Here is a 26,248-nt window from a genome sequence, read left to right on the forward strand (position 1 = left end):
GCCGTGGTCGGTTAGCCGGACCGCGAGCCGAGGTAGCGGCCGAGCACACCGTCGACGGTGAGGTCTTCCAGGCAGCCGACGAGGCGGCGTTCGGTGTGCTCGCCGAGCGCCGGGGCGAGCGTCACCGCCCAGGCGTCGCCGTCGGCCACCGGCCCGGCGACCACGCGCACGTGGTCGACGTGGCTGGCGCACTTGTCCCACAACCGAAGTGCGGGGTCGGCCGACGCGCCGTGGTCCTTGGCCCGCGCGTCGAAGCGCACCACCTGTGTGCTCGCCGCCGCTCCCCGATCGGTTTCGAACTTCATCTTCTGCGCCATGCCGAGCAGTACCGTCACGGCGAGCGCCGCGCCCGCGGCGAGCAGCAGGATCCGGCGCATCGGATCACCGCCGCGATCGCACCAGCGGGCCGTGCAGCAGACGCAGGCGGTCCGTGCGCGGGGTGAGGAAACCGTTGGGCGGCAGGTGCAGCCGGTCCAGCCGGTCCACGATGTGGCGTTCGGTGGCGGGGCCTGCGGTGGCTTTGGCGAGCCGCTCCACCAGCCAGGCCACCCCGGTCAGCAGCACCCCGCCCGCCAGCAGCACCGGAACGAACACTCCGAGCCGATCGGGTCTGCTGAGCCAGGCGAAAGTGACCCGCGGCGCGGGCGTCGCCGCGTGTACGATCCGCGCCGTGCGCGCCCGGTCCCCCGCCGCTCCGAGTTCGCGCTGCACATCACGCAGGCGTTTGGTCAACAGCATGGCGACCAGCGCGATCTCGGCGGCGATGAACAGCGCCGCGGTCAGAATGGCGCGGTTCCACTCCCACCGGTACAGGTAGACGAAGACGTAAGCGCCCGTGGCGATCAGCGTGCCGACGGCGAGCAGCACGCCGAGCCCGCGCGCACCGCGATCCCGAGTCATCGGTGTTCCTCCGTTTTGATCGATGGCCGCACTTCGCCACTGCGCCCGTCCAACTGGACCACCGCGCCGTCGGGCAGTCGCCTGGTGGCGTCGGGGTAGCCGACCACCACCGGGACGCCGTGCTCGCGGGCCAGGATCGCCAGATGACTGAGCGGGCTGCCGGTTTCGGCGATCAGGCCGGACAGCCGCGGCACCACCACGGCGAGCCGCGGATCGAGATGGCGGACGACCAGGACCGAGCCAGCGGGCGGATGTTCGCCGATGTGCACCATGCCGCGGCCGACGCCCCCGCCCGCCCCGATGCCGCGGTCGGTGCGGCCGCGTCCCTTCGACACCGCGATCGGGAAACCGTCGGTGGCGAGCCGGAATTCGGCGGGCAGCGGAAGATCGTCCGGTTCCGTGCGGTCGGCCAGGTCGTCCGGCAGCCGCCGGTATCGCACGGCAGCCCCCAGTTCGTCCAGCGACAGGAGTGTCGAAGTGCCGGGGTCGTCCAGCAATCCGGCCGCGACGAGCCTGCCGCCGAGTTCCCACGCCGCCCTTGCCCCGAGTTCCTGCACCCAGCGGGCGCGCAGCCGCAACGCCTCCCTGGCCAGCGCGAGCTCGCCCACGCCTTCGCCGATGGGTAGGGGGTCACCGCCGACTTCGGGCACTCGCGGCGGCGGACCGATCCGCGGCGGGATCAGCGCCAGTACGACGGGCAGTTCCTCGATCACCCGGTCCACGGGCAGACCGGTGGCGCGGGCGGTGGCGAGTGCCGACAGCGCCATCTCGGCCGCGGTGGGCGCGGATTCGTCCTTCCCGCCGAGCATTCCGGCCAACGCCTCGTATCCGTGTAGCGCGGTCAGCGCGGTACGAGCGTTGTCGAGCACCGCGAGCAGCGCGAGGTCGGTGAGTTCGGCGAGCGGCGGGACCTCGGCCAGATCTGTGTCGACACGCTCGCAGGTTTGCTGAGCCAGCTCGGGCAGCGCCGCGGCGAGTCTGCCGACCCGCATGGCCGCGCCGAGCCGCCGCGCCCCCGGCCGCGGATCGAGCAGCCGCGCGAGAGTGCGGCGCGGGCGCGTCACACCGAGCAGTTCGAGATCGGCGACCGCGACTCCGCGCACCGCGGTGGCGACCGGTGACTCGTGCAGCGCGCGCGGCGGAGCCGCCCCGGTCAGATCGATCGCGACCCGCAGCCCGTCCGCGAGGGGCGACAGCCACAGATCCTGTTCGAGCGGGCGCAGCGGGTCGGGAAAGGTCTCGGCCAGCGGACCTGGTCCGAGGACCGGGCCTCGCACCGGGCCGTGCAAGGCGGTGACCGGGCGGGCCTGGAGCAGGATCACCCGGCCGCGCGCGTCGATGGCCCACTCGATGTCCAGCGCACCGCCGAACACCCGCTCGGCGCGCAGCGCCAGCCGAAAGACCTTGCGCCGCAGGCTGATCGGCAGCGGATCCGCCTCGGGCGTCGCGACCGAGGTGACCCGTCCGCGCCGGGTCGCGGTCGCGGTCCATCCGCCCTCGGCGCCGCCGACGACCGCGCTGGGTCCGCGGCGCGAGGCGGTGATCATCATGCGGTCGGTGCGTCCGGTGACCGGGTCGGCGGTGAAGACGACGCCGCCCCAGCCCGCCGCGAGGAACGGCTGCACGAGCACCGCCATCGCGGCGTCCGCGCCCGCGCCGAGGTCGGCGGGCGGGCCCGAAGCGAGCACCTCGTCGACGGCGTCCTGGAATCCCTGCCAGTCGCGCACGTCGAGCACCGAGGTGAACAGCCCTGCCATGGACTGGTGCGCACCGTCCTCGGCGACCGAAGAGGACCGCACCACAAGGGCTTTCGCGCCCGCGCCGGACAGGCCGCGCCATTCGGCCTCGGGCGGGTCGCCGCGGTGCGACCACGCCGTGGTCAGGACGAAGCCCTCGAGCACGGGCAGGCCGTGCGCGGCCGCCGTGGCGAGCGCCGCAGCCTTGGCGCCGGTGAGCTCGGCGTCGCGCGCTCGCGGATCGCGCAGGGCGACGATGCCTGGCTGGTTCGTGGTGGTTGTCGTGATGGTCATCGAACCGCCTTCGACGGAAAACAACGCTGTTTCGGGGCCGACCGGTCGGACCTAAGAGGAGATGGTTACTCCACTTAGGCGTATTCCCAGTGTTTCCCCGGAGTCCCGCGCCTGTCAAGGAATGGACGTTCGTCTTGCGAGTCGCACAGTTCACTGTCCTGCGGCCTGGCGGCCCCCTACTGTTCACGGTACGATCCCGCGCCCGCGCCGAGTGTCCCGCGCGCACAACGTTATTCACCGGCAACGCGGTCGCGACCCCGGAACGAGCGCCCCGGCAGTTCGGGGCTGTCGGGGTGCCGCTCGCTGCTTCGATACTTGCCGCGAACCGAAAGGAAAAACCCCGATGTCACTGTCTCCCAACATCAGAAAAGCCCTGGTCACCGTTGCCGTCTCCGGCGCACTGGTCACCTCGACGGGACTCGCCACCGCGCCCGCTCAGGCCGCGCCCGCGCCCGCGGCTCCTGCGGCGGTCGCGGATTCCGGATCGGCCAGCGGCTCGGCCACTTACGGCCGCGAGTTCGTCGAGCTCATCGTCTGCCTGCTGAAGGGGCAGTTCGTGGGCTCGAAGTACCCGCTCTGCTGACGGGGTCGTTCACGCCTGGCTGAGCCAGGACAGAAAGAAGAACACCCCCGCAATGGCGAGGACGAGCGCTGCCGGGACCGGCCAGGCCGGCCCGGCGCGTTCGAACAGCTGGCGAATCAGCCGCAGTTGCAGCGCCCCGAGCCCGGCGAGCGCCGCGAGCCAGACCGGAAGCAGCCCGACGCCGAGCGCCGCGTGTACCGCCCACGCACCCGCCAATGTCGGCCCGCCCCAGGAATTTTCGTAGTCGTCGGCCGCGACCAGCGGATATCCGAGGCCTCGAACCAAGGCGACAACCGCGAGAAAGACCAGAAACCAGGCCAGCAGGCCGACGCCCGCGCTCAGCACCGAGTGCGCCACGATCCGAACGCGCGTGATCCCGCGCCGACGGATCGGCTCACGCAGCCGCCTGCGCGGCACGCGCATCCGAACCGCGACGGGCGCGACGGCGAGCGGCAACGCGAGCACCGCGTAGGCGGCCCAGCGGGCGAGCGAACGAACCGGCCTCATGCTGGGACCGTATCGCGGGGCAGACGACGCCGCCCATTCGCACGCCGGGACCGGATGTCCGACGTGCCGAGCCGTCGAGCGTCAGTGCCGCTTCGCGCGCACCGTCGCGTGCGCGTCCCGGAGGAGGCCGGGCGCCAGGCTCCGATGAACGGCCGACAACCGGGTCCAAATACGCCCGGCGATCGGCCGGTCGTAATTGATGATCGTGGCCAGCGACATATGCTCGCCATCGATGTGGATCACCAGATTGCCGGTGAGCATCCAGGAGGGTGCGGCAAGCGTGATCCAGTTGTCGCCCCGTGCCGCGATCCGCCAACCGGCCACGTGGTCCGGCGATCGCCGCCGGGCGAGGCGCATGCCTAATAGGACGCGCCAGATGAACTGGGCTCGCAAGCTCGCGACATCCCCGAAGGCCGCGCGCGCCCACTGTTCCGGCGACCAGTCCCCGGCATCGCCGGTGACGAGCGTGAACAGGTCGATGTAGTCCGGATCGGCGACCGTGCCGAGCGCCAGGATCGCTTCGGGAATCCGATGCTGCTGAAAGACGGGCAACTCGGCGTCGCGGCCGGTCATCTCGTCGGATCGTGACAGCTTCTGCATGCGTGGCTCCTTCGCCCACAGCCCGTCTTATACGGTGCCGTATATGACGAGGTTAGACGTCGAATACGGTGGCGTATAGATCGCCGCGATGTGAGAGCGGGCACGGTCTCGGCTCGGCGGTTGGACCCGGCACAGAGGTCGACCCGAGACAGCGGACCGGCTTCAGCGCAGCAGGCCGGCCGCGGCGAGATCGTCGAAGAGCAGCTGGTCGACCGGCGGCACGGAATCGCGATCGGCGTAACCGAACCACGCCATCTCGTCGATCTCGCTGCTGGCGGTGAGCGTGCCGCGATAGTCGGCGGTGTAGCAGCTCATGCGTACGGTCACGCCGTCGACCGGTCCGTGCACCGCCGCCTCGTAAGTGCCGACGTGCCGGACGGTTTCGGGCACCAGCGCGACGGTGAGCTCCTCCTCGATCTCGCGCACCAGCGTCTGCAGATCCGTCTCCGCGCCTTCCCTTTTGCCGCCGGGAATGTAGAAGATGTCCTTGCCGCGCGGTCGCGCGCAGAGGATGCGACCGTCCTCGATCCGCACCCACGCGACCGTATCGATGACCGTCTCCACCCGCGCGTCCGTCACGCGCGCAGCCTATCGCGGCGGCGCACTGCGGGCCGCGTCCTGTGCCAGCGCGGCCGGGATCAGATCCTTGTCGCGGGCGCCGGGACCGTACACCGGCCGCAGTTCACGCCCCTGGACGCGCTCGCCGCATTCCGAGCACACCGGTTCGATCGTCATCCGATGGCCGCACGTGGTGTGCACCGATTCCACCGGCGGGCCGTCCGGAGCGGCCCATTCGTCGCCCCATTGCCGCATCGCGGTGACGACCAGCCACAGCGAACGCCCCTTCGGCGTGAGCCGGTAGTCGTACCGAGGGGGATTCTCCTGGTACGGAACCTTTTCCAGGATCCCGTTCGCCACCAGGTGTTCCAGGCGCTGGGTCAGCACATTGCGCGCGATGCCGAGCCTGGCGCGGAAGTCGTCGAAGCGGGTCACGCCGAACAGGGCGTCGCGCACGATCAGCAGCGTCCACCATTCGCCCACCACCTCCAGGCACTGGGCCAGCGAGCAGTTCATGTCCTCGAAGCTCGTCCTGCGCATGCCGACAGCCTAGTCGGTTGCTTCAAAGAACTCACTACCCTATGGTGCGTTTCATGAAGCAACTCACTTACCGCCCGCTGGCCGAGGAGTTCGCACTCGGCGCGACCGGCCCCGGCGCCTGGCAGGCTCGGGTGGATCGAACATGGCGTGGCTGGACCGGCCCGCACGGCGGCGTGATCGCCGCGCTGCTGGTGGATGTGGCCCGGCGCGCAGCGGACGAGGAGCTCCCGGTGCGCGCCGTCGATCTCCGTTTCCTCGGCAGGCCCGTCGACGGCGCGTTCGCCTTCTCGGCCACCGCGCGGCCGCTCGGGCGCGGCACCGCGATCGTCGACGTGGTCGCGCGTCAGGAATCGGGCGAGGTCGCCGCCGCCTCGATCACGCTCGGCCGCACCGCGCCGAGCTCGGTACCGGACCGCACCGAACGTCCCGCCCCCGAGGTCGCCGCGGCCGACGCCTGCGCCGCGTTCCGGCTGCCGCCCGAAATCGTCCCGGTCGGAGCGCATTTCGACATTCGGCCCGCCGCGGGCCCGCTGCCGTTGACCGGCGCCGTGCAGGCGTGGATGTGCGCGTGGATCGCGCTGAACCCACCGATGATCACAGACGCGGCCACGCTGGCGATCCTGGCCGACGCGCTGCCGCCCGGCATCTTCCCGACGCTGTCCGCTCCGATCGCCGTCCCGACGGTCGCCTTCTCGATGCACCTGCACACCGACTTCACCGCGCCCGCGGGGCAGCCGGTGCTGGTGCGCGCCGCGAACACCGGCACCGGCGGCGGCTGGTCGGTGGACGACGTCGACATCTGGGACGCGGCCGGGCGGTTGCTGGTCTCGGCCAGGCAAACCCGCCGAGTTCTCGGCTGAAACGGAGGAACTTGTGAATACCGTTGTGCCCGAGACGGATCGGCCTGCGGTCGATTCGCGGCTCGTGCTCGGCATCGTGTCGGTCGGTGTCTTGCTGTCGAGCCTGGACCTGTTCATCGTCAATGTGGCGCTGCCGGACATGGCGCGCGAGTTCGGCGCCGAACTCGCGGGACTGTCCTGGGTGCTCAACGCCTACGCCATCGTGTTCGCGGCCCTGCTGGTGCCCGCGGGACGCCTGGGCGACCGCGGCAGCAATCGGACCACCTTCCTGCTCGGCTTGGCCGTGTTCGTGCTCGGTTCCGCGGCGTGCGCGGCCGCGTGGAATGTGGCCTCGCTGGTGACTTTTCGGGTGTTGCAGGCGGTGGGCGCGGCCATGCTCACGCCCGCGTCGCTGGGCCTGGTGCTCGCGGCGACACCGCCCGAGCGGCGGGCCACGGCGGTGCGCCTGTGGGTCGCGTTCGGCGGGCTCGGCGCGGCGCTCGGTCCGGTCGTCGGCGGGTTGCTCGTCGAAATAGATTGGCGCTGGGTATTTCTGGTGAACGTGCCGATCGGTCTCGGCGCCCTCGTCGCGGGTCTGCGCAGGCTGCCCGATCCGCGCGGTGACGGTGGCGCGCTGCCGGATCTGTTCGGCGCGGTCGCTCTGGTCGGTGCGATCGCCGCGCTTGTGCTCGGGCTGGTGAAGGGCGAGGACTGGGGATGGGCGTCGCCGCAGGTGCTCGGCGCGTTCGCCGCCGCGGTGGTGTTCGGTGTCGGATTCGCCGTCTCCTCGGCACGCCACCACAGTCCGATCGTCGACCCCGATTTGCTGCGGGCGCCGAATTTCGCACTGATGGCGGCCAATTCGGTGCTGTTCCAGGTGGCGTTCGCGGGCATGCTGCTGTCGGTGGTGCTGTGGGCGCAGAACGTATGGGGGTGGTCGGCGCTGCGCACCGGGCTCGCCATCGCGCCGGGGCCGCTGGTGGTGCCGATCGTCGCCGTCCTGGCGGGCAGGCTGATCGGGCGCGTCGGCGCTGGCCCCGTGATCGCCGCGGGCGGTGTGGCTTTCGCCGCGGGCATGGTGTGGTGGGCGCGCGCGATCGAACTCGCGCCGGACTATCCCGCGGGTCTGCTTCCCGGCATGATCGTCAGCGGTCTCGGAGTCGGCCTGACGCTGCCGACCGCGTTCGCGGCGGGCACCAGCGGCATACCGCCGCAACGGTTCGCCACCGGGTCGGCGGTGTTGAGCATGGCGCGCCAGATCGGTCTGGCCGTCGGCGTCGCGGTACTGGTCGCGGTCCTCGGCTCCCCCGGTGACCCGCTCGCCACTCTCGATGCCTTCCGCCGCGGGTGGTACGTCGTGGCCGCGGTGGCGCTCGCCGCGGGCCTCGTCGGGCTCGGTGCGAGGATGCCGCGTCCCGCCGTGCCGGAAGCAGCCGTGCTCGAAACAGCGCGGCCATAGCGAACGTTCGCTGCCCGGCACGATCTCGCAATGCCGGGCAGCGAACGATTTTTCAGCGGCTCAACCGCTGGAAGCGGTGCACCGCGAGCGGCAGGAAGATCGCCGTCAGCACCAGCGGCCACACCACCGCCATCAGCACCGCGTGCTGTTCGATCCACGAATCACCGCTGCCCACCGGTGTTCCGAACAGTTCGCGGGTGGCGGCCACGGTCGAGGAGATCGGATTCCACGCCGCGATGTGCCCGAGCCAGCTCGGCATCAGCTGCGGGGCGACGAAGATGCTGGAGATCATCGTCAACGGGAACGCGACGGCGAACAGCCCGCCCGCCGCCTCCGGGTTCGGCACCAACAGACCGAGCCAGACGCCGACCCAGATCAGCGCGAATCGCAGCCACAGCAACAGCGCGAACGAGGCCGCCGCGCCGAGGATTCCACCGTCGGGCCGCCAGCCGATCGCGTAGGCGGTGATCATCAGGATGGTCAGCTCGGCGCAGGCGACGATCAGATCGGTGACGCCGCGCCCGGAGACCACCGCCGAAGGCGCCATCGGCATGGAGCGGAATCGGTCGATGACCCCCTTGGTGGCGTCGTAGACGACGAGTGTCGCGGTGTTGATGAAGCCGAACGCCATCGTCATCGCGAACATGCCGGGCATCAGGAAGTCCCGGTAGTCGCCGCCGCCGGGCACCGTCATGGCGCTGCCGAAGACGTAGCCGTAGAGCAGCACCGACAGGATCGGGAAGCCGAGCTGCCATGCGATGTTCACCGGCTGGCGCTGGTAGTGAGTCAGTCCGCGGCGCACCACATTCCAGCAGTCGGCGAGCGCCCAGTACGCGCGGGAGCGGGTCCGCACGAGATCGATGGTGGTCATCAGGCGGCCTCCTCGGCGGTCGTGCGGTGTCCGGTCAGCTGCAGGAACACGTCGTCCAGGCTCGGTCGGCGCAGGCCGATGTCCTCGACCGCGATGCCCTCGTCCTGCAGCGTGCGCGCCACGTCGGTGAGCGCGGCGACGCGGTCGGTCACCGGCGCGTACACCCGGCGCTCGGCGTCGTCGGTGTCGGGCTCGCCGGTGCAGACCCTGGCGACCACCTTGGCCACCAGCGGCAGATCGGCCGCCTCCGTGGCGACCACCTCGATCAGGTCGCCGCCCACGGTGTTCTTCAGACCGTCCGGGGTGTCGTCGGCGATCGCGCGGCCCTGGTCGATGACCGTGATCCGGGAGGCGAGCCGGTCGGCCTCCTCGAGGTATTGCGTGGTGAGCAGCACGGTGGTGCCGTCGGCGACCAACGCGCGCACCGACTCCCACACCTCGCCGCGGCTGCGCGGATCCAGTCCGGTGGTCGGCTCGTCCAGGAACAGCACGTCCGGGGCCAGGATCATCGAGGCGGCCAGATCGAGCCTGCGGCGCATGCCGCCGCTGTACTTGCCGACGCCGCGGTCGGCGGCGTCGACGAGGTCGAAACGCTCCAGCAGTTCGTCGGCCCGCTGCTTGGCCCTGCGCCCGCCGAGATGGAACAGCCTGCCGAACATCTCGAGGTTCTGCCGTCCGGTGAGCACCTCGTCGACCGCTGCGTACTGGCCCGTCAGCCCGATACGCGCCCTGACTTCCCTGGCTTGCCGCACGACGTCGAGTCCGGCCACGGTCGCGTGGCCGTCGTCGAGCCGGATCAGGGTGGACAGGATCCGCACGGCGGTCGTCTTGCCCGCGCCGTTCGGGCCGAGCAGGCCGTGCACCGTGCCGCGTCGCACGGTCAGCTCGAAGCCGTCGAGCGCGTTCTTGTCCCCGTATCTCTTGCGCAAGCCCTCGGCCCGCACCGCGTAGTCGTTCACCGCATCCTCCCTGTCGAACCCTTAACTGGGTACGTTGTACCCGTATTAGGGTACAACGTACCCAGTTCTGCGCCAAGCGTTTAATCTGAAGCCATGACGACCACCGAGACCAGCGGCAGCGGCGACCTCGCGCGCACACTCGACCTGCTCTGGGACACCGGCCACCGGCCGAGTCGCGGGCCCAAACCCACGCTGACACTGGATCGGATCGTCGAGGCCGCGATACGCGTGGCCGATGCGGAAGGCCTGGCCGCGGTCACCATGCGGCGGGTCGCCACCGAATTGGGCACCGGCACGATGTCGCTGTATCGGTACTTGCCGGGCAAGGCCGAGCTGCTCGACCTGATGCTCGACCGGGTGCAGCAACCGCCGGAGACGGCCGTCCCGCCCGACGGCTGGCGCGCGATGTTGCGGCAGTACGCGTACGAGATGCTCGAGATGTACCGCCGCCATCCCTGGCTGCTCCAGGTCAACCAGACTCGACCGGTCCTCGGCCCCGGCGCCCTCGCGGGCATGGAACACCTCGTCGGCGGGATCAAACCGATGGGCCTCGCCGACCCCGAACTGATCTCGGTCCTGGTGATGATCTCGGGCTACGTCTGGGGCGTCGCCCGCACCCAACTGTTCGCCGAGGAGGCCGAACGCACCACGGGCATGACCGACGCCGAGTTCTGGGAAGCCCAGTCCCCCGCCCTCGAGAAGGCCATGGCCACCGGCAACTACCCCGTCATGGCCTCGCTCTCCGAATCGGCCTTCGACTCCTCCTTCGACCACTTCGACTTCGGCCTCCAACGCATCCTCGATGGGTTGGAAGTGTTCGTGGCCAAGCGCAAGTAGCCGGTGGTCTCGGCGAACCTTCGGAACTGTTCGAGCACACCTGGACGATCGCGCGCTGGGTCGAGGGTGAGCCGGCCGATCGCGCGTCGGTCACCCGCGACGATTCCGCCGAGACGCTCGCGGAATTCCTTGCGGCGCTGCATGTTCAGGCGCCCGCCGACGCGCCCGCCAACCCGATGCGCGGCATCCCTCTGGCGGGATTCCAGGAAGGGATCGACAGCGGATTCGAGGTCGTCGCCGACCATGCGACCGCCGACAGCGCGCGGGAGATCTGGGAGAAGGCCGTAGCAGCGCAAGGATGGCACGGCGCGCCGCTGTGGCTGCACGGTGACTTGCATCCGGCGAACGTGATCGTCAGGGACGGGATGCTCGCCGGCGTAATCGATTTCGGCGAGATGTGCGCGGGCGATCCCGCGACCGACCTTTCAGCCGCGTGGATCCTGTTGCCCGCCGGCGCTGCGAGCCGGTTCTTCGACGCCTATGGGCGGGCCGACGAAGCGACCATCACCCGGGCTCGTGGCTGGGCAGTCCTGCGCGCCCTGGGTCTGATCCGAATCGGACAGGCGGGGAGGCTTGGTTTGCCCGGGGGCAAACCGACCTGGGAGCCCGCAGGCTACGCCACGCTCGAGCGGCTACTTGCGGCGAACTGACCGCATCAATCAGCTCTGCGAGGCACCCCTTACACAGCCACGGCCCGAGCGGGTTGGCCACGGCCACCTTTCCGGGCACCACGGCGAACAGGTTCGGCTGGGCCAGCAGGGTGGCGGTGTACTCGCCGTCGAGCTCGTTGATCGGCGGGGGCTCCAGGTTCATGTACAGGGCAAGCAGGCCGCTGGTCGCCAATCGGCGCAGCTCGGCGGCCACGTCGTCGTTGTCGGCACCCAAGGGATCCCGCCTCATCTCTTGTTTTCTTGAATGACCATCAAGAAGGATAACGGCTTCTTGACTAGCGTTCAAGAAAGCTCTACCGTTGCCGCACGATCTTCTTGGATGACGTTCAAGAAGAAGTGCGACGAGGCGAAAAGGGGCACCCGGTATGGCGAGCAGCGGGCCGGATAAGCACGAGGGGACAGCGGTACAGCGGCGTGAGGTCGCCTTCGCGTCCGGGACGGACATGTGCGCAGCGTGGCTGTACACCCCGCCCAACTCGCGGGGACCGCGGCCCATGGTGATCATGGGGCACGGGCTCGGGGCGGTGCGGGAGATGCGCCTGGATGCCTACGCGGAACGGTTCACCGCAGCGGGCTGGTCGGTGCTGGTGTTCGACTACCGCCACCTCGGGGCCAGCGGCGGAGCGCCGCGCCAGCTCCTCGATATCGGCAAGCAACGCGCCGACTGGCATGCCGCCCTGGCCTTCGTACGCACACTGCCGGAGGTCGATGTCGACCGGATCGCGCTGTGGGGCAGCTCTTTCGGCGGCGGACATGTCCTTCAGGTCGCCTCCGAAGACACCCGAGTCGCGGCGGTCGTGGCCCAGTGCCCCTTCACCGACGGACCGGCGTCGTTGCGCTCGCGTATCCGGACCGGCCCGCTGAGCGTGGTAGCGCTGACAGTGGCAGGCATCCTCGACACGGTCGGTTCCTGGTTCGGCGCCAAGCCGATCCTGTTGCCGATGGCGGGTACGTCTTGGATGCCCGCGTTCGTGGCCTCACCCGACGCCCTCGCCGGTGCTTCGGCACTCCTACCTGCGGGGACCCGGCTCTCGCAGCGCACCAGCACGTTGGTGAAACGGCTGCCCTCGGTGCGGGCTCAGGTGTCGAAGAACATCGAGCTGACCGAGATCGACGGTGAGAAAGAACCCGTGACCGGTGTCGGTCGCGACAGCATATGGGGTGTATTGCGCGGCCCGGACGGTGAATTCGATGCCGCCAACGCCCTGGCCGCACGGCTGGCGCTGCGCCTTCCGCTCGATCGGCCTGGTCGCGCGCTAGCTCGCTTCGGCACTCCGACGCTGCTGTGTGTCTGCGACAACGACGCGGCCGCGCCCGCGAAGACCACGAAGCGTCATGCGCGGGGCCTGGTACACGTGCAGATCCAGAACTATCCCTGCGACCACTTCGACATCTACGTGGGCGAGCACTTCGAACGCGCCGTGCGGGACCAACTCGATTTCCTGGCAAAACAATTCGACAACACCGCACACAACACGCAGTAGGTCGCCCCGGGCTCGCGGATGTGCGCAGACCAAGCACTCAGCCGGCGGCTGCGGCAAGACCACGAGCGCTGTTCAGCAACGTCTCGATCACCGCGCGCCGCTGGGCCTGCTCCGTCGGATGCGTCAGCAAGCCCTCGACAACGAAAACGCCGATCGTGACCAGCGGATCCACTTCGTGCGCGGGCACGCCGAGCTCGATCAGCTCTGCCCGGAACAATCCCTCGGCCAGCGCGTGAAACTGCTCGTGCCATTCATCGACGGCCGCGGACTCTTTCGCTCGTGCGTGGACCGTGCTCACCAACCGGCCCAGTTGCTCCAATTCCTCGACCAGCCACAACAGCCGATCAGCCAGCCCCGAGTCCAGCACTTCACTGTAGGAGGCCATCGAGTCGGCCAGGACCGCGTCCAGGACCGCGATCAATACCGCGTCCTTGTCCTGGAAGTACCAGTACAGCGTGTTCGACACCACTCCGGCGTCGCGGGCGATCCGCGCCATCGATGCCGCGTCGTAGCCTTCCTCGACGAACAACCGCCGAGCAGCGGCCACAATCTCCGCACGCTTCTCTTCACGATCACGTGGCCGTCTGTTCCGAGGCATTTCCCGTCCTGACTCGTCATCTGGCGTTGACCAACCTTATCTTGAACAGCCCCCAAGACAACGCCACCACCCGATGCCTCGCCCTGGCGAGGAGGCCCATCGAAACGCCGACTGCAGCGCGGCAGGAGCGATCCTCAGGCCGCCCGCACGGTTACCGCGTCCAGACCGGCCGCGCGGGAAACGCGGGCGGCGGCCTCGTCGAGGTTCTTCGGGAGCGGTGCGCTGTCGAACATGCTGACGAGCAGTTCGGATCCGTCGAGTTCCCAAGTGCCCGCGATACGGCCGTCCACGACGACGAGCGGTGCGATCCAGCCCGCGGTCTTGCTGACGAGTGCGCGGTGGGCCTTGGGGAGCAGTTCGGTGTCGCCGGTGCCCGGGCCGAGGACGTACTGGTCGAAGGGACCGAGCAGGTGGACCGAGGGGGTCGGCTCGGTGGCGGCGAGTTCGTCGGCGTGTTCGGTGCGGATGTAGCCCGTACGGCCCTCGACTTCCACCGTCGTCAGCGCGTCGCCGAGTTCGGCGAACCAGCCGCGCACGGTGGTCTTGCGCAGGCTGTTGCGGCTGAGCCAGGCGTCGAAGGCCTCCGGGGTGGCGGGGCCGTAGGCGCCGAGGTAGGCGGTGATGGCGGCGGGCGCGGCGATCTCGGGCTCGGCGAGCCCCGGCCAATCCGGAACGAGTCGCGCCGGACTGGTGAAGGTGACTTTGTTGCCGCGCGCCGGTCCGTGGCAGATCGCGCCTTGCCAGGCCAGCGGTTTGAGCAGCGCGCCCCAGCCCGAGCGCAGCTCCTCCCCCAGCTTGTGGAAGGCCCGGTCGGCGAGCAGCGCCTCGACCAGCTCCTCGCGGGTGAGTTCGGCGTCGGCCAGAATCCCGCCCACCGCCTCGGTCAGCGCGGCGACCTCCGCCGGTGTCGCCCCGAAAGTGCGCTGCCACGACGGCTTTTCCCAGGTCCGGGCGGACGCGATGAGGGGAAGCACGGCGGCGGCCCCGGCGGGCGTCATGGCGTGCAGGGTGCCGCGCATGGTCCAGGTCTTGATCAGCGTGCCGTTGGCCAGCGCGGCCACCACCGCGCCGTCCTCGGGTGCGGCGCTGCGCAGCGCGACCGCCGTTTCCGCGGCGGAGGTGACCTGCGCTTGCACGCCGCACAGGCGGCCGACGAGCTCGGGCACGGACGCCGCGCTGGGCCGCGCGACATGTTGGCGGGCGAGCCGCCAGGCGAAAACCTGATCCCAGGTGACGCGCACCCGATCCTCCTGTGTCGGCCGATGATCGTGCCGCACGCTACACCGGGGCTCCGACAAGCCCCGCCACGTGCGGACTCGGTCAGTTGATCATCGTGCTGCAGAACAGAATCCCGAGTGCGATCTCGAACAGCCCGACGACGGTGGCCGCGATGACGCCGAGCAGTGCGGTGCGGTTGGTGGCGCGGTGCACGCCGCGCACCGGGTCGACGAGCCGTTCGGCGCGGGCCAGCACCGCGGTCCCCGCCGCGCCGAGCGCGCCCACCGGCATCGGGGCGCTCGCGCCGACCAGGGCGAGCAGCCCGCCGAGCAGGGTTTCGCGGCCGTGGACGCGGGCCGCGCGATCGTCGGCGCACATCTCGAGCAGCCTGCCGATCTCCGCGCTGCCCTCGGTGAGCAGCCGCAGGCCGGGCAGGGTGGTCGCCATCGCGCGCAGTGTGGCGGTGAGCGCGGCGTGGCGGCCGCGCAGATGGGCGTGTTCGTGGGCCAGCACCGCGGCCAGCTGTTCGCGGGTCAGCGCGTCCAGCGCCGCGCTGGTGACGACGATGGTCTCGGGCCGTCCCGCGACGCAATAGGCTTGCGGTTCCGGCGAATCCAGGACGACCGCGCCGACCTCGGGCAGCTCACGGCCGACCATCCACACGGCGCGCCCGTGCGCGAAGGTGCGGCGGCGCAGACGCAGCGCGACCCGCGCGGCCTGCAACGACACGGCCGCGACACCGGAGGCGAGCACTGCCGCCAGGGAGAAGGTGGCGAGCTGGGCGGCCCAGCCGTGCATGTGCATCGGGAAGGACAGCACCGAATAGCAGGCGCGCAGCGCCTCGCTCGGATGTCGCCAATAGGTGGCGAACTCGACGACCAGCAGGCCGGCCGCGAGCACCCAGGCGCCGAGCGCCCCGGCGATGGCGACCAACCAGGCCAGCACCCCCAGCCGCGGCGCGACGCCGCGGCGGGTGAGCCGGTGCAGCACCGGCGGTCCGAAGACCGCGACGGTGCTGCCGTAGGCCATCAGGCACAGGGCGACGTTCACGGGGCCTCGGGGGTGCGTCGCGCGGTCAGTCTGCGCAGCGCCGCCCGCAGTCCCGCCGACTCCTCGGCGCTGATCCGGTCCACGAAATGGCTGAGCACCAGATCGGAGCGACCGCCGGAGCCGAGCGCCTCGAGCATCAGCCGGGCGCTGTGTTCCTCGCGGGTCAGCGTCGGCCAGTACCGGTAGGCCTTGCCCGCCCGCTCCCGAGCCAGCCACCCTTTGCGGTGCAGATTGTCCATGGTGGACATCACCGTGGTGTACGCGATGCCACGCTCGGCGGAGAGTTCCTCGAAAATCTCCCGTACCGTCGTGGACTCCGCGTCTCTGTCCCAGATGCGGTCCATGATCACCGCCTCCAGGTCTCCGAATCCGCGCACCGTACCGACTCCCTCATCGTCGTCCGATCTACTGTCGCCCAAAGGGTACCGAGAATCGGCGCTGACTACGGAGCCAAACCGTAGATCGGTGCGGATCGTCGGCACGTATGCGAACATATGTTCGTGTCCGATCGCCGCGCCTCCCCCGCCGTCGCGCCGCCGCGCGGCCGGGAACGCCCGCGCATCGAGGCGCGCGCCGACGCCTCGATTCTGCACGCGGACCTGGACTCCTTCTACGCCTCGGTCGAACAGCGCGACGATCCCCGGCTGCGCGGCAAACCGGTGATCGTGGGCGGCGGGGTCGTCCTCGCGGCGTCCTACGAGGCCAAGGCGTTCGGTGTGCGCACGCCGATGAACGGCGCGCAGGCGCGGCGGCTGTGCCCGCACGCGATCGTGGTGCCCCCGCGCATGAGCGCCTATTCCGAGGCGAGCAAGGCGGTGTTCGAGGTCTTCCGCGACACCACGCCGGTGGTCGAGGGCATCTCGATCGACGAGGCGTTTCTCGATGTCGGCGGGTTGCGCCGGATCGCGGGCGAGCCGCTCGACATCGCCCAGCGGCTGCGGGCGCGGGTGCGCGACGAAGTGGGCTTGCCCATCTCGGTCGGCATCGCGCGCACCAAGTTCCTCGCCAAGGTCGCCAGCGCGGTGGCGAAACCCGACGGACTGCGCCTGGTGCCGCCCTCCGCAGAGCTCGACTTCCTGCATCCGCTGCCGGTCGAAAGGATGTGGGGCGTCGGCGATGTCACCGCCCGCACGCTGCACGAGCACGGCATCACCCGGATCGGGCAGCTGGCCGATCTCGGCGAGAACGCGCTGCGCGGTTTCCTCGGCCCCGCGGCGGCCCGCCACTTGTACGCGCTCTCGATGGCCCGGGATCCCCGCCGCGTCGAGACCGGTCGCCGCCGTCGCTCCATCGGCGCGCAACGCGCCCTCGGCCGCCGCGCCCGCCCCGCCGACGAAATCGAGGCCTACGTACACGGGCTGACCGACCGCCTCGGCCGCAGGTTGCGCACCGCCGATCGGGTCTGCCGAACGGTCGTGCTGCGCATGCGTTTCGACGATTTCAGCCGCGCCACCCGATCCCGCACCCTGGCCGAGGCCACCGACCACACCGACACCCTGCTGCGCACCGCGCGCCAGCTGCTCGCCGACGCGATGCCGATGATCGAGGAGCGCGGGCTCACCCTGATCGGCCTGGCGCTGACCAACCTCGACGACGCGTACGCCGTCCAGCTCACCCTGCCGCTCGAGCCGCGCGCCACCAACACCCTCGACACCACCTTGGACGACCTGCGCCGCCGCTTCGGCTCGGCCGCCGTCACCCGCGCGGCCCTGATCAACCGCGGCGAGGGCCTGTCGGTGCCCTTGCTCCCCGACTGACCCACCACGCGTACGCTCATGCGTGGCCGATTCAGCGGGGGGACTCACTTCGATCTTCGCGAACCGTGAACGGCCCGGCATTTCCGTCGTCGCAAGGAGATCGCATGCCTTACGCCGTGCTCGGCTTCATCACACTCGCGCTGTGGGTGTACTGCCTGGTCGACATCATCACCTGCCCAGAGACCGGCATCCGGCATCTGCCGAAGATGGGTTGGCTGCTCGTCGTCGTCCTGGTCCCGACCATCGGCGCACTGCTCTGGCTCTTCGCGGGGCGCCCGCTGCACGAACCGCGCAGCCGCTCGAACACTCGCTACTCCGAGTACGACCGCCCCGGTCGCCATATCGCCCAGAACCCCGATGCGGACGAGGCATTTCTGCGTGGCTTGCGTGAACGCGCCGAGCAGCAGCGCGCCGAGGCTCGCCGTCAGGAGGCGGAGCGGCAGCGTGAGGAGGATCGCCGCCGCGAAGCGGGCGAGCTCTGAGGCTCAGCGACTTCGCTTGGGCCGCTTGTCCATCAAGCGCAAGATCAGCGGCGTGAAGATCAGCTGCATCGCCAACTCCATCTTCCCGCCGGGCACCACGATGCAGTTCGGCCGCGACATGAACGAGTCGTGCAGCATCGACAGTAGATACGGAAAGTCGATGACCTTCGGATCGGCGAAGCGGATCACCACGAAGCTCTCGTCGGCGGTCGGAATGGTGCGGGCGGTGAACGGATTCGAGGTGTCTACCGTGGGCACCCGCTGGAAGTTGACGTAGGTGCGGGAGAACTGCGGGCAGATGTAGGTCACGTAGTCCGGCATGCGGCGCAGGATGGTGTCGATCACGGCCTCGCTGGAGTAGCCGCGTTGGGTCTTGTCGCGGATGACCTTTTGAATCCACTCCAGATTGATGATCGGCACCACCCCGACGAGCAGGTCGGTGTACTGCGCGACGTCCACCGTCGAGGTGACGGCCGCGCCGTGCAGCCCCTCGTAGAACAGCAGATCGCTGCCGGGCGTGAGCTCCTCCCACGGGGTGAAGGTGCCCGGCGGCTGACCGTACGGCTTGGCCTCGGCGTCGTCGTGCAAGTAGCGGCGCACCGTGCCGACGCCGGTCTCGCCGTAGTCGCGGAACAGCGTCTCGAGCTCCTTCAACAGGTTCGCTTCCTCGCCGAAATGCGAGAACCGCACATTGCGGTTCTGCTCGGCCTCGGCCATCGCCAGCTTCATCTCGTTGCGGTCGAAGCGATGGAAGGAATCACCCTCGACGATCGCCGCGTTGATCCCCTCGCGGCGGAAGATCTCCTGAAAGGTTCGGGTGACGCTGGTCGTGCCCGCACCGGACGAACCGGTGATCGCGACCACGGGATGTTTGACCGACATGGCACCTCCTGAATTGCCGGACAACGGGTTTCAGCGACCGGCGGAACGGAACAGCGACCGGTTGCCGAACAGCGAACTGTCGAAGCTGGGCCCTTCGTCCGGCTCGCGGTGGTAGCGCTCGATGCGCTCGACCTCGTTGCGGGAGCCGAAGATCAACGGCACCCGCTGATGCACCTCGTCGGGGGTCACCTGGAGCACTCGCTCCACGCCGGTGGTCGCCGCCCCGCCCGCCTGTTCGACGATGAACGCGATCGGACTCGCCCCGTACAGCAAGGCGACCCGCCCGGGCCGTGCGGGCGGGCGGGTGTCGTGCGGGTACAGATAGACCCCGCCGCGAGTGAGGATGTGGAAGGTGTCGGCAACCAGCGAGGCCACCCAGCGCATGTTGAAATCGCGCCCGCGCGGCCCGTCGACCCCGTCCAGGCATTCGTGCACGTACCGCCGGACGGGGCGTTCCCAGAACCGCTCGTTCGCGGCATTGATGGCGAAACCCGCGGTGTCCTCGGGTATCCGCATCCGCGGGTGGGTGAGCACGAACGCGCCGATCTCACGGTCCAGGGTGAACCCGTCCACGCCGCGGCCGGTGGTCAGCACCAGCATGGTGGCCGGACCGTAGAGGGTGAAGCCCGCGCACACCTGCTCGGCGCCCGCTTGCAGGAAGTCCGCCGCCGTCGGCTCGCCGCCTTGCCGCCCCCACACCCGCTCCGGCGCGCGCAGCACGCTGAAGATCGTCCCGACAGGCAGGTTCACGTCGATATTGCTGGAACCGTCCAGCGGATCGAACGCCAACAGGTATTTCCCGCGCCGGTGCGTGTCCGGCACCGGATGGATCTCCGGCATCTGTTCGGACAGCAGCGCCGAGAGATGGCCGGTCCATTGAGTTTCCGCGACCATGATGTCGTTGGTGATGGCATCGAGCTTGCGGTGCACGGTGGGCGGAAGGTTGTCCGGTTCGGAGGCGCCGAGGGACCCCACGATCGCACCACGGGTCACCTGGTTGGCGATGATCTTCGTCGCGGTCGCGACGACGTTCACCAGGGCGGAGAACTCACCGGACGAACCGGGATGCCGGTGTTCCTCCTCGATCGTGTAGCGGGTGAGGGTCTTCAGTCCTTCTGGCATGGCGTCTCAATCGGTCATGCGGGGGCCCTCGCGGTCGGCCCGTCCGGCTGCTCGGTGGTGCTCGACGCGCGGCGCTCCGCTGCCCCGTCGCGCGCACCGCTGTCGGTGAACACGCTGCTGCCGTAGACGTCTCGGTCGGTCAGCGTGATCAGATCGGTTCTCGTCAGCGGTCGCCGCAGCTCTACCAGGCGCTTGGCCTGGCGCAACCGGCACCGGTCCAGCGCGTTGCGGACGCTGCGGGCATTGGAGAAGCGCGGGCGGGTCATCCGCAGCTCCAGATACTCCGCGAACGCCGCGGCCGCGGCCGGATCGAAACGGAAGTTCTCCCGCGCCACCATCAGCTCGGCGATGGCCATCAGCTCGGCGTGGGTGTAGTCGACGAACTCGAGGTGATGCGCGACCCGCGACGACAGACCCGGATTGGCGGAGAAGAACCGCTCCATCCGATCCGGATAGCCCGCGAAGATCACCACCAGGCTGCCGCGTTCGTTCTCCATCTCCTGGAGCAGGATCTCGATGACCTCCTGCCCGTAGTCGCGCTCGTTCTCCGGCCGGAACAGGTAGTAGGCCTCGTCGATGAACAGCACCCCGCCCGCCGCCTTGGCCAGCGCCTCCTTGGTCTTCGGCGCGGTGTGCCCGATGAACTGACCCACCAGATCGTCGCGGGTCACGGTGTGTACCTTGGGCTTCCGGATGTAGCCGAGCGCGTGCAGCATCTCGGCCATGCGCAGCGCCACCGTCGTCTTGCCGGTGCCGGGGCCGCCGGTGAAGCTCATGTGCATGGTGGGTCGCGAGGCGTCCAGACCGAACCGCTGCCGCGCCCGGTCGATCAGCAGCAGCGCGGCGATCTCGCGCACCCGCAGTTTCACATTGGCGAGGCCGACCAGCTCGGCGTCCAGCCTGCTCAGCGTGTCCTCGACGTCGTTGCCCGCGATATCGGTCGACAGATCCAGCGTCGCGTCCGGCCCGAGGACGGGCACCTCCGGCTCGGGATCGGACGCGGCGCGCACCGGCCGGGGGTCGTCGACACCCGGCCGGTGCAGGCGGAAACCGGAGCCGTTCCGATCAGCCGCCATACCGCTGTCCCTGGCGGTGATCGGCGGCATAGGCGTGCAGCCCGTAGGTCTGCACGCGGTCGGGGCCCTCGGTGCGGGTCAGGGTGAAGCCCGGCTCGTCGGGCGGACGCTGCACCAGGAAGCTGAGCGCCGTGGTCTGCCTGGTGTAGCTCGCGTCGTAGGCGAGCACTCGAATGTAGTGGCGCGGGAAGGTCGCCCGGCACGCGTCGATCTCGGCGAGCACGCCGTCGGGCTCGTCCAGATCGAACAGCGGCAGACCCCACATCTCCCAATACGCGTTGCGCGGGTGCGGGTCGTCGGTGTACTCGATCGACACCGGCCACCCGTTGAGCAGCGCGTAGCGCACTTGCGCGGCGATCTCGGCGTCGGTGAGATCCGGCAGATACGAGAAGGTTCCGTGACGCAGGTACATGCGAACGCCTTTCAAACGCTGGCCGTCGGCACCGCGTCGGGTGCGTCGGTGGAGGTGTAGTCGAAGGTGACATCGCCCCAGGTCGCCAGCGCGACGTCGAGCGGTCGGCAGATCTCGGCGGCCTTGCGCAGCACGTCCGGGCCTTCCTTCAGCAGATCGCGGCCCTCGTTGCGCGCCTTCACCACCGCTTCCAGCGCCACCCGGTTGGCCTCGGCGCCCGCCGCGATGCCCAGCGGATGGCCGATGGTGCCGCCGCCGAACTGCAAGATCACGTCGTCGCCGAACAGGTCGAGCAGCTGGTGCATCTGGCCGGCGTGAATGCCGCCGGAGGCCACCGGCATCACGCCGGGCAGGCTGGCCCACTCCTGATCGAAGAAGATGCCGTTGCGCGGCTCGGTGCGAATGTGGTTCTCCCGCAACGTGTCGTAGAACCCCTTGGTGGTCGCCGGATCGCCCTCCAGCTTGCCGACCACGGTGCCCGCGTGCAGGTGGTCGACGCCGATGAGCCTGCACCACTTGGCCAGCACGCGGAAGCTGACGCCGTGCGTCTTCTGGCGGGTGAAGGTCGAGTGACCCGCCCGGTGCAGGTGCAGCAGCACCCCGTTGCGCCGCGCCCAGTGCGACATGGACTGCATCGCGGTGTAGCCGACGGTCAAGTCCATCATGATGACCACGCTGCCGAGTTCCTTGGCGAACTCCGCGCGTTCGTACATCTGCTCCATGGTGGCCGCGGTGACGTTGAGGTAGTGGCCCTTGATCTCGCCGGTCTCGCACATGGCGCGGTTCACGCCCTCCATGGCGAACAGGTACCGGTCGCGCCAGCGCATGAACGGCTGAGAGTTGATGTTCTCGTCGTCCTTGGTGAAATCCAGGCCGCCCTTGCACGCCTCGTAGACCACCCGGCCGTAATTGCGCGCGGAGAGCCCCAATTTCGGCTTCACCGTCGCACCGAGCAACGGCCTGCCGTATTTGTTCAGATATTCGCGCTCCATCACCGTGCCGTGCGGCGGACCCTGGAAGGTCTTGACATACGCGACCGGAATGCGCATGTCCTCCAGGCGCAGCGCGAGCAGCGGCTTGAAACCGAACACGTTGCCGATGACCGAGGACGTCAGATTCGTGATCGACCCCTCCTCGAACAAATCGATGTCGTAGGCGATATAGGCGAAGTACTCCCCCGGCCTGCCCGGCACCTCGTCGATCCGGTAGCACTTGGCCTGATACCGCGAGTGCGCCGTGAGGCGGTCGGTCCACACCACAGTCCAAGTGGCCGTGGAGGATTCGCCCGCCACCGCGGCCGCGGCCTCGATCGGATCCACGCCGCGCTGCGGTGTCACCCGGAAGACGGCGAGCACATCGGTGTCCGACGGCTGATAGTCCGGGGCGTAATACCCCATCGACGCGTACGACTGAACGCCCGGATCCCACCGATCCCGTTCGATCTCTTCGGCCATCGTTCCTCCTGGAGCGTTGTGCGCGTTGGGATTCCAGGATGACGGGGCCATCGACCACAAACAATTTGAATGTTTCTGGTAATCCTCAATCATTTCTTTGGGTTTGCTACCGTCGGTGGATGGGTATGGTGAGTGCGGCGCGGATGGAAACATTCCTGATCGTCGCCCGCCAGGGCAGCATCCGGCGCGCGGCGACCCAGCTGCACGTCACCGAGGCGGCGGTCTCGGCCGCGGTGGCCCACATCGAGAAACAGCTGGGCGCCAAGCTCGTCGCGAAGGCTGGTCGCGGCATCGCGCTCACCGAGGCGGGGCGCGTCTACGCCGAATACTGCCGCAGCATCCTCGGTCTCATGAAGGAGGCTCAGGCCGCCGTGCGACAGGCCGAGATCGGGCGCCTGCGCATCGGCGTGGTGGCCACCGCGGGCGAGTCCGTGCTGCTACGCCCGCTGGCCAAGTTCCGCAACCGCTACCCGGACATCGAGCTGAGTCTGTCCATCCACCCGCGCGACGTGCTGTTCGTCGAATTGCTGCACCACGAAACGGATCTCGTCATCGCGGGCCGCCCGCCGCGCGATGCGGGCCTGGTCACCCGCGCCCGGCGCGCCAGCCAGCTCGTCGTCGTCGGAGCGCCCGACCGCTGCCGCGACCCGCTGCGCTCGACCTGGCTGCTGCGCGGGCGCGGCTCGGGCACCCGCGACGCCACCCTCGCCCTGCTCGACCAGCTCCAGATCTCGCCACCCACCCTCACCCTCGGTTCGCACGGCGCGGTGATCGCCGCAGCCCGAGAAGGGTTGGGCGTCACTCTGATTCACAACGACGCGGTCGAGCACCACGTCGAAACCGGAGCGCTGCGCGTCCTACCGGTGGACGGCACACCACTGGACCGCGCCTGGCACGCCATCACCACCCGCACCCCCACACCCACCACGCGCCTGTTCCTCGCCCACATCATGGACCGCGCCGAAGTGGGCGAAGACGCGTTCCACAATCCAACGACGTTCTCGTAGAGCCCGACCGGCATCGGGTGCGCCGCCGACCACGCCGGGCACCGCGAACAGCCGGGCCGGGATTCATCGCAGGGTGAGCGGGGTCGCGGATTCGATGTGGGTCAGTTTCTGCGGGTTGCGGACGTAGTAGAGGCCGGTGATGCGGGTGTCCTGGACGTGCATCACGATGACGCCGTCGAGTTCGCCGTCGACGTGCAGAGCCAGTGCCGGGCCCGCGTTGACCAGGGTCGGCTCGACGGTGAGCAGCACGTCGTGCTTGCTGAGTCCGCCGACGATGAACCGGGCCACCTTGTCGGCGCCGACGACCGGACGGGGGCTGGCCTGCTTGATACCACCGCCGTCGCTGATCGCGACGACGTCGGGGGCGAGCACGTCGAGCAGGCCCTGCAGGTCCCGGGTCTCGAGCGCGCGCCGGAAGGCCTCGAGTGCCGCCTCTGCCTGGTGCGCGGTCACCGTGCGGCGCGGCCGGCGGGCTTCGACGTGGCGGCGAGCGCGGTGGGCGATCTGGTGGACGGCTGCGGGCGACTTGCCGACCGCGGCCGCGATCTCGTCGTAGCCGAAACCGAACGCTTCACGCAGCACGTACACCGCCCGTTCGGTCGGGGTCAGTGTCTCGAGGACGAGCATCAGCGCCATCGACACGCTTTCGGCGAGTTCGATGTCGGCGGCTGCGTCCGGAGCGGTGAGCAGTGGCTCGGGCAGCCACGAGCCCACGTAGGACTCTCTGCGGCGTTTCATCGAGCGCAGCCGGTTGAGCGCCTGGCGGGTGGTGATGCGCACCAGGTAGGCACGCGGGTCGCTCGCCTTCGCCACGTCGACCTTCACCCATCGCAGCCAGGTCTCCTGCAGGACGTCTTCGGCGTCGGCCGCCGATCCGAGCATTTCGTAGGCGACGGTGAACAGCAGATTGCGGTGTGCGACGAACGTTTCCGTCGCGTCGACGGTGGCGTGGTCGTCGCTGTCCGCCCGCTCTCGCGGGTCGGATTCCGCTGTCGTGTCCATGCGAGTCCTTCTCCTATGAGTGGCTGTTGGGGCTGCGCCGGTTTCCGATGACGCACGATTGCGGCGGCGTCCGCGATTCGGGCACCGCCGCACATCGTGCAGACGAGATCACCGGCGGCCGACGGCGGTCGCTGCTTCAGGCGATCGGTGCGGGCGCGTCGCCGTGCTGGGCCCGCAACAGCTGTGGCCGGTGCTTGCCGTCCTTGGGCCAGTGATGCGAGCCGGGCTTGCGCGCTTCGGTCACCAGGTGCCTGACGCTGGCTTCGCAGGCGAATTCCTTGAGCTTCTTGCCCGCGAGCCCGCTGAAGTAGATCCGCATCGCGGTGTCGTCCTTGTGGCCGAGCTGGAAGATGCCGGTGTGGCGGCCGAAGCTCAGGCACATGGCGGGGAACGACAGGTCGATCGGTGTCGGCTGCTCACCCGCGATCCGGTTCAGGACGGTGTCGGCGGCATGGGCGCCCAGGCAGCCCGCGGCGTAGGCGCTCATCCGGAACGGCAGGTCGGAGGGCGCCGACGAGTCACCTGCCGCGACGATGCGCTCGTCGTCGAGGCTGGTCAGCGTTTCGTCGGTGAGCAGGCGCCCGGCGGCGTCGGTGCGCAACCCGCTGGCGGCCGCGAGGTCGGGCACACCGAAGCCCGCGGTCCAAATGGTGACCTGACTCGCCAACGTGCGGCCGTCCCCCAGCCGCACCGCCTCCTTCGTCACCGCCGTCACCGACGCATCCGGGCCTTCCAACACGTTGGCCCCGAGCTTGGCGAGGTACTTGCGAGCGGTGCGTCGAGCCCTCGGGTGCAGGTACGGACCGAGGACACGCCCGCAGACCAACGTGACTGTGCGACCCTGCTCGGCGAGTTCCGCGGCGGTCTCGATGCCGGTGGGACCACCCCCGACGACCGTCACCGCCGCCGACACCGGCGTGTCGTAGAGCACCGACCGCAGCCGCTGCGCGGCCTCGAAAGTCGCTACGGGATAGGCGAATTCGGCGGCGCCCGGCACCCGCGGGCCCGCGCTGCCGCTGCCCACCGCGTAGATCAGGTAGTCGTAGGCGATCGTGCCGCCCTCGGCGAGGGTCACCGTGCGCCCGCTCGCATCGATCCGCGTCACGCTGTCGACGACCAACCGGACGCCCTCGGCGAGGACTTCGGTGTAGTCGACGACCGCGTCGTGCGTCCCGCCCACCAGCTGATGCAGGCGCAGCCGGGGAACGAACAGCGGGCGCGGGTTGATCACGGTCACCGTCACGTCGTCGCGCTGTGTCGAACGATTCGCCGCCATCACACCGGCGTATCCGCCGCCGATCACGACCACGTCGATCTTCTTGCTCATGGTGTCTCCTTCGCTCCGAGGGG

The 26,248-nt window shown here is 69.5% G+C and carries 29 protein-coding genes; 9 read left to right on the forward strand and 20 right to left on the reverse strand.

Annotated elements, in window-relative coordinates:
* Nucleotides 1-11: 11 nt before the first annotated feature.
* Genes FB390_RS23650 through FB390_RS23660 form a run of 3 tightly spaced genes read right to left on the reverse strand, consistent with a single transcriptional unit; the run spans nucleotide 12 to nucleotide 2,930 of the window.
* Nucleotides 12-377, reverse strand: a complete 366-nt coding sequence (locus tag FB390_RS23650) for a hypothetical protein (RefSeq protein ID WP_141810920.1) — start codon at nucleotides 375-377, stop codon at nucleotides 12-14.
* 4 nt (nucleotides 378-381) lie between these two features.
* A complete protein-coding gene (locus FB390_RS23655) occupies nucleotides 382-900 on the reverse strand; it encodes a hypothetical protein (RefSeq protein ID WP_141810921.1) in 519 nt (172 codons plus the stop codon).
* Nucleotides 897-2,930 (reverse strand): PEP/pyruvate-binding domain-containing protein, encoded by a 2,034-nt coding sequence (locus FB390_RS23660; RefSeq protein WP_141810922.1) that lies wholly within the window; start codon nucleotides 2,928-2,930, stop codon nucleotides 897-899. Before FB390_RS23660 ends, FB390_RS23655 begins: the two co-directional genes overlap by 4 nt.
* Nucleotides 2,931-3,273: 343 nt before the next feature.
* Between FB390_RS23660 and FB390_RS23665 the strand changes: the two genes are divergently transcribed.
* Entirely contained in the window at nucleotides 3,274-3,513 is a 240-nt protein-coding gene (locus FB390_RS23665) for a hypothetical protein (protein ID WP_141810923.1), read from the forward strand.
* A 9-nt stretch (nucleotides 3,514-3,522) separates the two neighbouring features.
* Here FB390_RS23665 and FB390_RS23670 read toward each other — a convergent pair whose 3' ends face one another.
* The 4 genes from FB390_RS23670 to FB390_RS23685 form a co-directional block, all read right to left on the reverse strand.
* Nucleotides 3,523-4,020: a hypothetical protein gene (locus tag FB390_RS23670; protein ID WP_141810924.1), complete on the reverse strand. Its 498-nt coding sequence runs from the start codon at nucleotides 4,018-4,020 to the stop codon at nucleotides 3,523-3,525.
* An 81-nt stretch (nucleotides 4,021-4,101) separates the two neighbouring features.
* A complete protein-coding gene (locus tag FB390_RS23675; protein ID WP_141810925.1) occupies nucleotides 4,102-4,593 on the reverse strand; it encodes a hypothetical protein in 492 nt (163 codons plus the stop codon).
* 189 nt (nucleotides 4,594-4,782) lie between these two features.
* Complete coding sequence (locus FB390_RS23680; protein WP_221639353.1) at nucleotides 4,783-5,199, reverse strand: NUDIX hydrolase; 417 nt, start codon at nucleotides 5,197-5,199, stop codon at nucleotides 4,783-4,785.
* 9 nt (nucleotides 5,200-5,208) lie between these two features.
* On the reverse strand, nucleotides 5,209-5,718 hold the full coding sequence (locus FB390_RS23685; protein ID WP_141810926.1) for a winged helix-turn-helix transcriptional regulator: 510 nt from the start codon (nucleotides 5,716-5,718) through the stop codon (nucleotides 5,209-5,211).
* Between the two features lie 53 nt (nucleotides 5,719-5,771).
* Between FB390_RS23685 and FB390_RS23690 the strand changes: the two genes are divergently transcribed.
* Complete coding sequence (locus tag FB390_RS23690) at nucleotides 5,772-6,578, forward strand: acyl-CoA thioesterase (RefSeq protein WP_141810927.1); 807 nt, start codon at nucleotides 5,772-5,774, stop codon at nucleotides 6,576-6,578.
* A 13-nt stretch (nucleotides 6,579-6,591) separates the two neighbouring features.
* The gene (locus FB390_RS23695) at nucleotides 6,592-8,016 is read left to right on the forward strand and encodes an MFS transporter (protein WP_141810928.1); all 1,425 of its coding nucleotides are present in this window, start codon (nucleotides 6,592-6,594) and stop codon (nucleotides 8,014-8,016) included.
* A gap of 52 nt (nucleotides 8,017-8,068) precedes the next feature.
* On the opposite strand, the gene FB390_RS23700 is transcribed toward FB390_RS23695, so the two are convergent.
* Both FB390_RS23700 and FB390_RS23705 read right to left on the reverse strand, forming a co-directional pair.
* Nucleotides 8,069-8,887: an ABC transporter permease gene (locus FB390_RS23700; RefSeq protein ID WP_141810929.1), complete on the reverse strand. Its 819-nt coding sequence runs from the start codon at nucleotides 8,885-8,887 to the stop codon at nucleotides 8,069-8,071.
* Nucleotides 8,887-9,846: an ATP-binding cassette domain-containing protein gene (locus tag FB390_RS23705; protein WP_141810930.1), complete on the reverse strand. Its 960-nt coding sequence runs from the start codon at nucleotides 9,844-9,846 to the stop codon at nucleotides 8,887-8,889. The genes FB390_RS23700 and FB390_RS23705 overlap by 1 nt, the downstream gene beginning before the upstream one ends.
* A 93-nt stretch (nucleotides 9,847-9,939) precedes the next feature.
* On the opposite strand from FB390_RS23705, the gene FB390_RS23710 reads away from it, so the two are divergent.
* From FB390_RS23710 to FB390_RS23720, 3 genes are all read left to right on the forward strand, one after another.
* A complete protein-coding gene (locus FB390_RS23710; protein WP_141810931.1) occupies nucleotides 9,940-10,683 on the forward strand; it encodes a TetR/AcrR family transcriptional regulator in 744 nt (247 codons plus the stop codon).
* Complete coding sequence (locus tag FB390_RS23715) at nucleotides 10,593-11,333, forward strand: phosphotransferase (protein ID WP_141810932.1); 741 nt, start codon at nucleotides 10,593-10,595, stop codon at nucleotides 11,331-11,333. The genes FB390_RS23710 and FB390_RS23715 overlap by 91 nt, the downstream gene beginning before the upstream one ends.
* A gap of 386 nt (nucleotides 11,334-11,719) precedes the next feature.
* Nucleotides 11,720-12,838, forward strand: coding sequence for an alpha/beta hydrolase (locus FB390_RS23720; protein ID WP_141810933.1), 1,119 nt, complete (start codon nucleotides 11,720-11,722; stop codon nucleotides 12,836-12,838).
* Between the two features lie 37 nt (nucleotides 12,839-12,875).
* Here FB390_RS23720 and FB390_RS23725 read toward each other — a convergent pair whose 3' ends face one another.
* The 4 genes from FB390_RS23725 to FB390_RS23740 all read right to left on the reverse strand — a co-directional run bounded on the left by FB390_RS23725 (nucleotide 12,876) and on the right by FB390_RS23740 (nucleotide 16,081).
* The gene (locus FB390_RS23725) at nucleotides 12,876-13,436 is read right to left on the reverse strand and encodes a TetR/AcrR family transcriptional regulator (RefSeq protein WP_141810934.1); all 561 of its coding nucleotides are present in this window, start codon (nucleotides 13,434-13,436) and stop codon (nucleotides 12,876-12,878) included.
* A 134-nt stretch (nucleotides 13,437-13,570) separates the two neighbouring features.
* Nucleotides 13,571-14,677 carry a winged helix DNA-binding domain-containing protein gene (locus FB390_RS23730; RefSeq protein WP_141810935.1) on the reverse strand — a complete coding sequence of 369 codons (1,107 nt, stop codon included), beginning with the start codon at nucleotides 14,675-14,677 and terminating at the stop codon, nucleotides 13,571-13,573.
* 79 nt (nucleotides 14,678-14,756) lie between these two features.
* On the reverse strand, nucleotides 14,757-15,704 hold the full coding sequence (locus FB390_RS23735; protein ID WP_141810936.1) for a M56 family metallopeptidase: 948 nt from the start codon (nucleotides 15,702-15,704) through the stop codon (nucleotides 14,757-14,759).
* Complete coding sequence (locus tag FB390_RS23740; RefSeq protein WP_281292405.1) at nucleotides 15,701-16,081, reverse strand: BlaI/MecI/CopY family transcriptional regulator; 381 nt, start codon at nucleotides 16,079-16,081, stop codon at nucleotides 15,701-15,703. Before FB390_RS23740 ends, FB390_RS23735 begins: the two co-directional genes overlap by 4 nt.
* Nucleotides 16,082-16,198: 117 nt before the next feature.
* On the opposite strand from FB390_RS23740, the gene dinB reads away from it, so the two are divergent.
* A complete protein-coding gene (gene dinB / locus FB390_RS23745; protein ID WP_141810938.1) occupies nucleotides 16,199-17,461 on the forward strand; it encodes a DNA polymerase IV in 1,263 nt (420 codons plus the stop codon).
* Nucleotides 17,462-17,565: 104 nt separating this feature from the next.
* Complete coding sequence (locus tag FB390_RS23750; RefSeq protein ID WP_141810939.1) at nucleotides 17,566-17,943, forward strand: PLD nuclease N-terminal domain-containing protein; 378 nt, start codon at nucleotides 17,566-17,568, stop codon at nucleotides 17,941-17,943.
* Between the two features lie 3 nt (nucleotides 17,944-17,946).
* Here FB390_RS23750 and FB390_RS23755 read toward each other — a convergent pair whose 3' ends face one another.
* Genes FB390_RS23755 through FB390_RS23775 form a run of 5 tightly spaced genes read right to left on the reverse strand, consistent with a single transcriptional unit; the run spans nucleotide 17,947 to nucleotide 22,889 of the window.
* Nucleotides 17,947-18,825, reverse strand: coding sequence for a phosphoribulokinase (locus FB390_RS23755; protein ID WP_141810940.1), 879 nt, complete (start codon nucleotides 18,823-18,825; stop codon nucleotides 17,947-17,949).
* A 30-nt stretch (nucleotides 18,826-18,855) separates the two neighbouring features.
* Nucleotides 18,856-19,947: a class 1 fructose-bisphosphatase gene (locus tag FB390_RS23760; RefSeq protein WP_141810941.1), complete on the reverse strand. Its 1,092-nt coding sequence runs from the start codon at nucleotides 19,945-19,947 to the stop codon at nucleotides 18,856-18,858.
* A gap of 14 nt (nucleotides 19,948-19,961) precedes the next feature.
* A complete protein-coding gene (locus FB390_RS23765) occupies nucleotides 19,962-21,023 on the reverse strand; it encodes an AAA family ATPase (RefSeq protein WP_141810942.1) in 1,062 nt (353 codons plus the stop codon).
* Nucleotides 21,013-21,435: a ribulose bisphosphate carboxylase small subunit gene (locus FB390_RS23770; protein WP_141810943.1), complete on the reverse strand. Its 423-nt coding sequence runs from the start codon at nucleotides 21,433-21,435 to the stop codon at nucleotides 21,013-21,015. Before FB390_RS23770 ends, FB390_RS23765 begins: the two co-directional genes overlap by 11 nt.
* An 11-nt stretch (nucleotides 21,436-21,446) precedes the next feature.
* A complete protein-coding gene (locus FB390_RS23775; RefSeq protein ID WP_141810944.1) occupies nucleotides 21,447-22,889 on the reverse strand; it encodes a form I ribulose bisphosphate carboxylase large subunit in 1,443 nt (480 codons plus the stop codon).
* A 119-nt stretch (nucleotides 22,890-23,008) separates the two neighbouring features.
* Here FB390_RS23775 and FB390_RS23780 point away from each other — a divergent pair, with 119 nt between their 5' ends.
* Nucleotides 23,009-23,896 carry a LysR family transcriptional regulator gene (locus FB390_RS23780; RefSeq protein WP_246124179.1) on the forward strand — a complete coding sequence of 296 codons (888 nt, stop codon included), beginning with the start codon at nucleotides 23,009-23,011 and terminating at the stop codon, nucleotides 23,894-23,896.
* A gap of 63 nt (nucleotides 23,897-23,959) precedes the next feature.
* Here FB390_RS23780 and FB390_RS23785 read toward each other — a convergent pair whose 3' ends face one another.
* Both FB390_RS23785 and FB390_RS23790 read right to left on the reverse strand, forming a co-directional pair.
* Nucleotides 23,960-24,898, reverse strand: a complete 939-nt coding sequence (locus tag FB390_RS23785; protein WP_141810945.1) for an RNA polymerase sigma-70 factor — start codon at nucleotides 24,896-24,898, stop codon at nucleotides 23,960-23,962.
* 136 nt (nucleotides 24,899-25,034) lie between these two features.
* Complete coding sequence (locus FB390_RS23790) at nucleotides 25,035-26,225, reverse strand: NAD(P)/FAD-dependent oxidoreductase (RefSeq protein ID WP_141810946.1); 1,191 nt, start codon at nucleotides 26,223-26,225, stop codon at nucleotides 25,035-25,037.
* Nucleotides 26,226-26,248 lie beyond the last annotated feature (23 nt).

The organism is Nocardia bhagyanarayanae (assembly GCF_006716565.1).
GTDB classification, from domain to species: Bacteria; Actinomycetota; Actinomycetes; order Mycobacteriales; family Mycobacteriaceae; genus Nocardia; species Nocardia bhagyanarayanae.

Excerpts from the sequence above, each read along its gene's own strand:
- FB390_RS23650 (WP_141810920.1), bottom strand. The coding sequence starts at position 377 with ATGCGCCGGATCCTGCTGCTCGCCGCGGGCGCGGCGCTCGCCGTGACG.
- FB390_RS23655 (WP_141810921.1), bottom strand. The coding sequence starts at position 900 with ATGACTCGGGATCGCGGTGCGCGCGGGCTCGGCGTGCTGCTCGCCGTC.
- FB390_RS23660 (WP_141810922.1), bottom strand. The coding sequence starts at position 2,930 with ATGACCATCACGACAACCACCACGAACCAGCCAGGCATCGTCGCCCTG.
- FB390_RS23665 (WP_141810923.1), top strand. The coding sequence starts at position 3,274 with ATGTCACTGTCTCCCAACATCAGAAAAGCCCTGGTCACCGTTGCCGTC.
- FB390_RS23670 (WP_141810924.1), bottom strand. The coding sequence starts at position 4,020 with ATGAGGCCGGTTCGTTCGCTCGCCCGCTGGGCCGCCTACGCGGTGCTC.
- FB390_RS23675 (WP_141810925.1), bottom strand. The coding sequence starts at position 4,593 with ATGACCGGCCGCGACGCCGAGTTGCCCGTCTTTCAGCAGCATCGGATT.
- FB390_RS23685 (WP_141810926.1), bottom strand. The coding sequence starts at position 5,718 with ATGCGCAGGACGAGCTTCGAGGACATGAACTGCTCGCTGGCCCAGTGC.
- FB390_RS23690 (WP_141810927.1), top strand. The coding sequence starts at position 5,772 with ATGAAGCAACTCACTTACCGCCCGCTGGCCGAGGAGTTCGCACTCGGC.
- FB390_RS23700 (WP_141810929.1), bottom strand. The coding sequence starts at position 8,887 with ATGACCACCATCGATCTCGTGCGGACCCGCTCCCGCGCGTACTGGGCG.
- FB390_RS23710 (WP_141810931.1), top strand. The coding sequence starts at position 9,940 with ATGACGACCACCGAGACCAGCGGCAGCGGCGACCTCGCGCGCACACTC.
- FB390_RS23720 (WP_141810933.1), top strand. The coding sequence starts at position 11,720 with ATGGCGAGCAGCGGGCCGGATAAGCACGAGGGGACAGCGGTACAGCGG.
- FB390_RS23725 (WP_141810934.1), bottom strand. The coding sequence starts at position 13,436 with ATGCCTCGGAACAGACGGCCACGTGATCGTGAAGAGAAGCGTGCGGAG.
- dinB (WP_141810938.1), top strand. The coding sequence starts at position 16,199 with ATGTTCGTGTCCGATCGCCGCGCCTCCCCCGCCGTCGCGCCGCCGCGC.
- FB390_RS23750 (WP_141810939.1), top strand. The coding sequence starts at position 17,566 with ATGCCTTACGCCGTGCTCGGCTTCATCACACTCGCGCTGTGGGTGTAC.
- FB390_RS23755 (WP_141810940.1), bottom strand. The coding sequence starts at position 18,825 with ATGTCGGTCAAACATCCCGTGGTCGCGATCACCGGTTCGTCCGGTGCG.
- FB390_RS23760 (WP_141810941.1), bottom strand. The coding sequence starts at position 19,947 with ATGCCAGAAGGACTGAAGACCCTCACCCGCTACACGATCGAGGAGGAA.
- FB390_RS23765 (WP_141810942.1), bottom strand. The coding sequence starts at position 21,023 with ATGGCGGCTGATCGGAACGGCTCCGGTTTCCGCCTGCACCGGCCGGGT.
- FB390_RS23770 (WP_141810943.1), bottom strand. The coding sequence starts at position 21,435 with ATGTACCTGCGTCACGGAACCTTCTCGTATCTGCCGGATCTCACCGAC.
- FB390_RS23775 (WP_141810944.1), bottom strand. The coding sequence starts at position 22,889 with ATGGCCGAAGAGATCGAACGGGATCGGTGGGATCCGGGCGTTCAGTCG.
- FB390_RS23780 (WP_246124179.1), top strand. The coding sequence starts at position 23,009 with ATGGGTATGGTGAGTGCGGCGCGGATGGAAACATTCCTGATCGTCGCC.
- FB390_RS23785 (WP_141810945.1), bottom strand. The coding sequence starts at position 24,898 with ATGGACACGACAGCGGAATCCGACCCGCGAGAGCGGGCGGACAGCGAC.
- FB390_RS23790 (WP_141810946.1), bottom strand. The coding sequence starts at position 26,225 with ATGAGCAAGAAGATCGACGTGGTCGTGATCGGCGGCGGATACGCCGGT.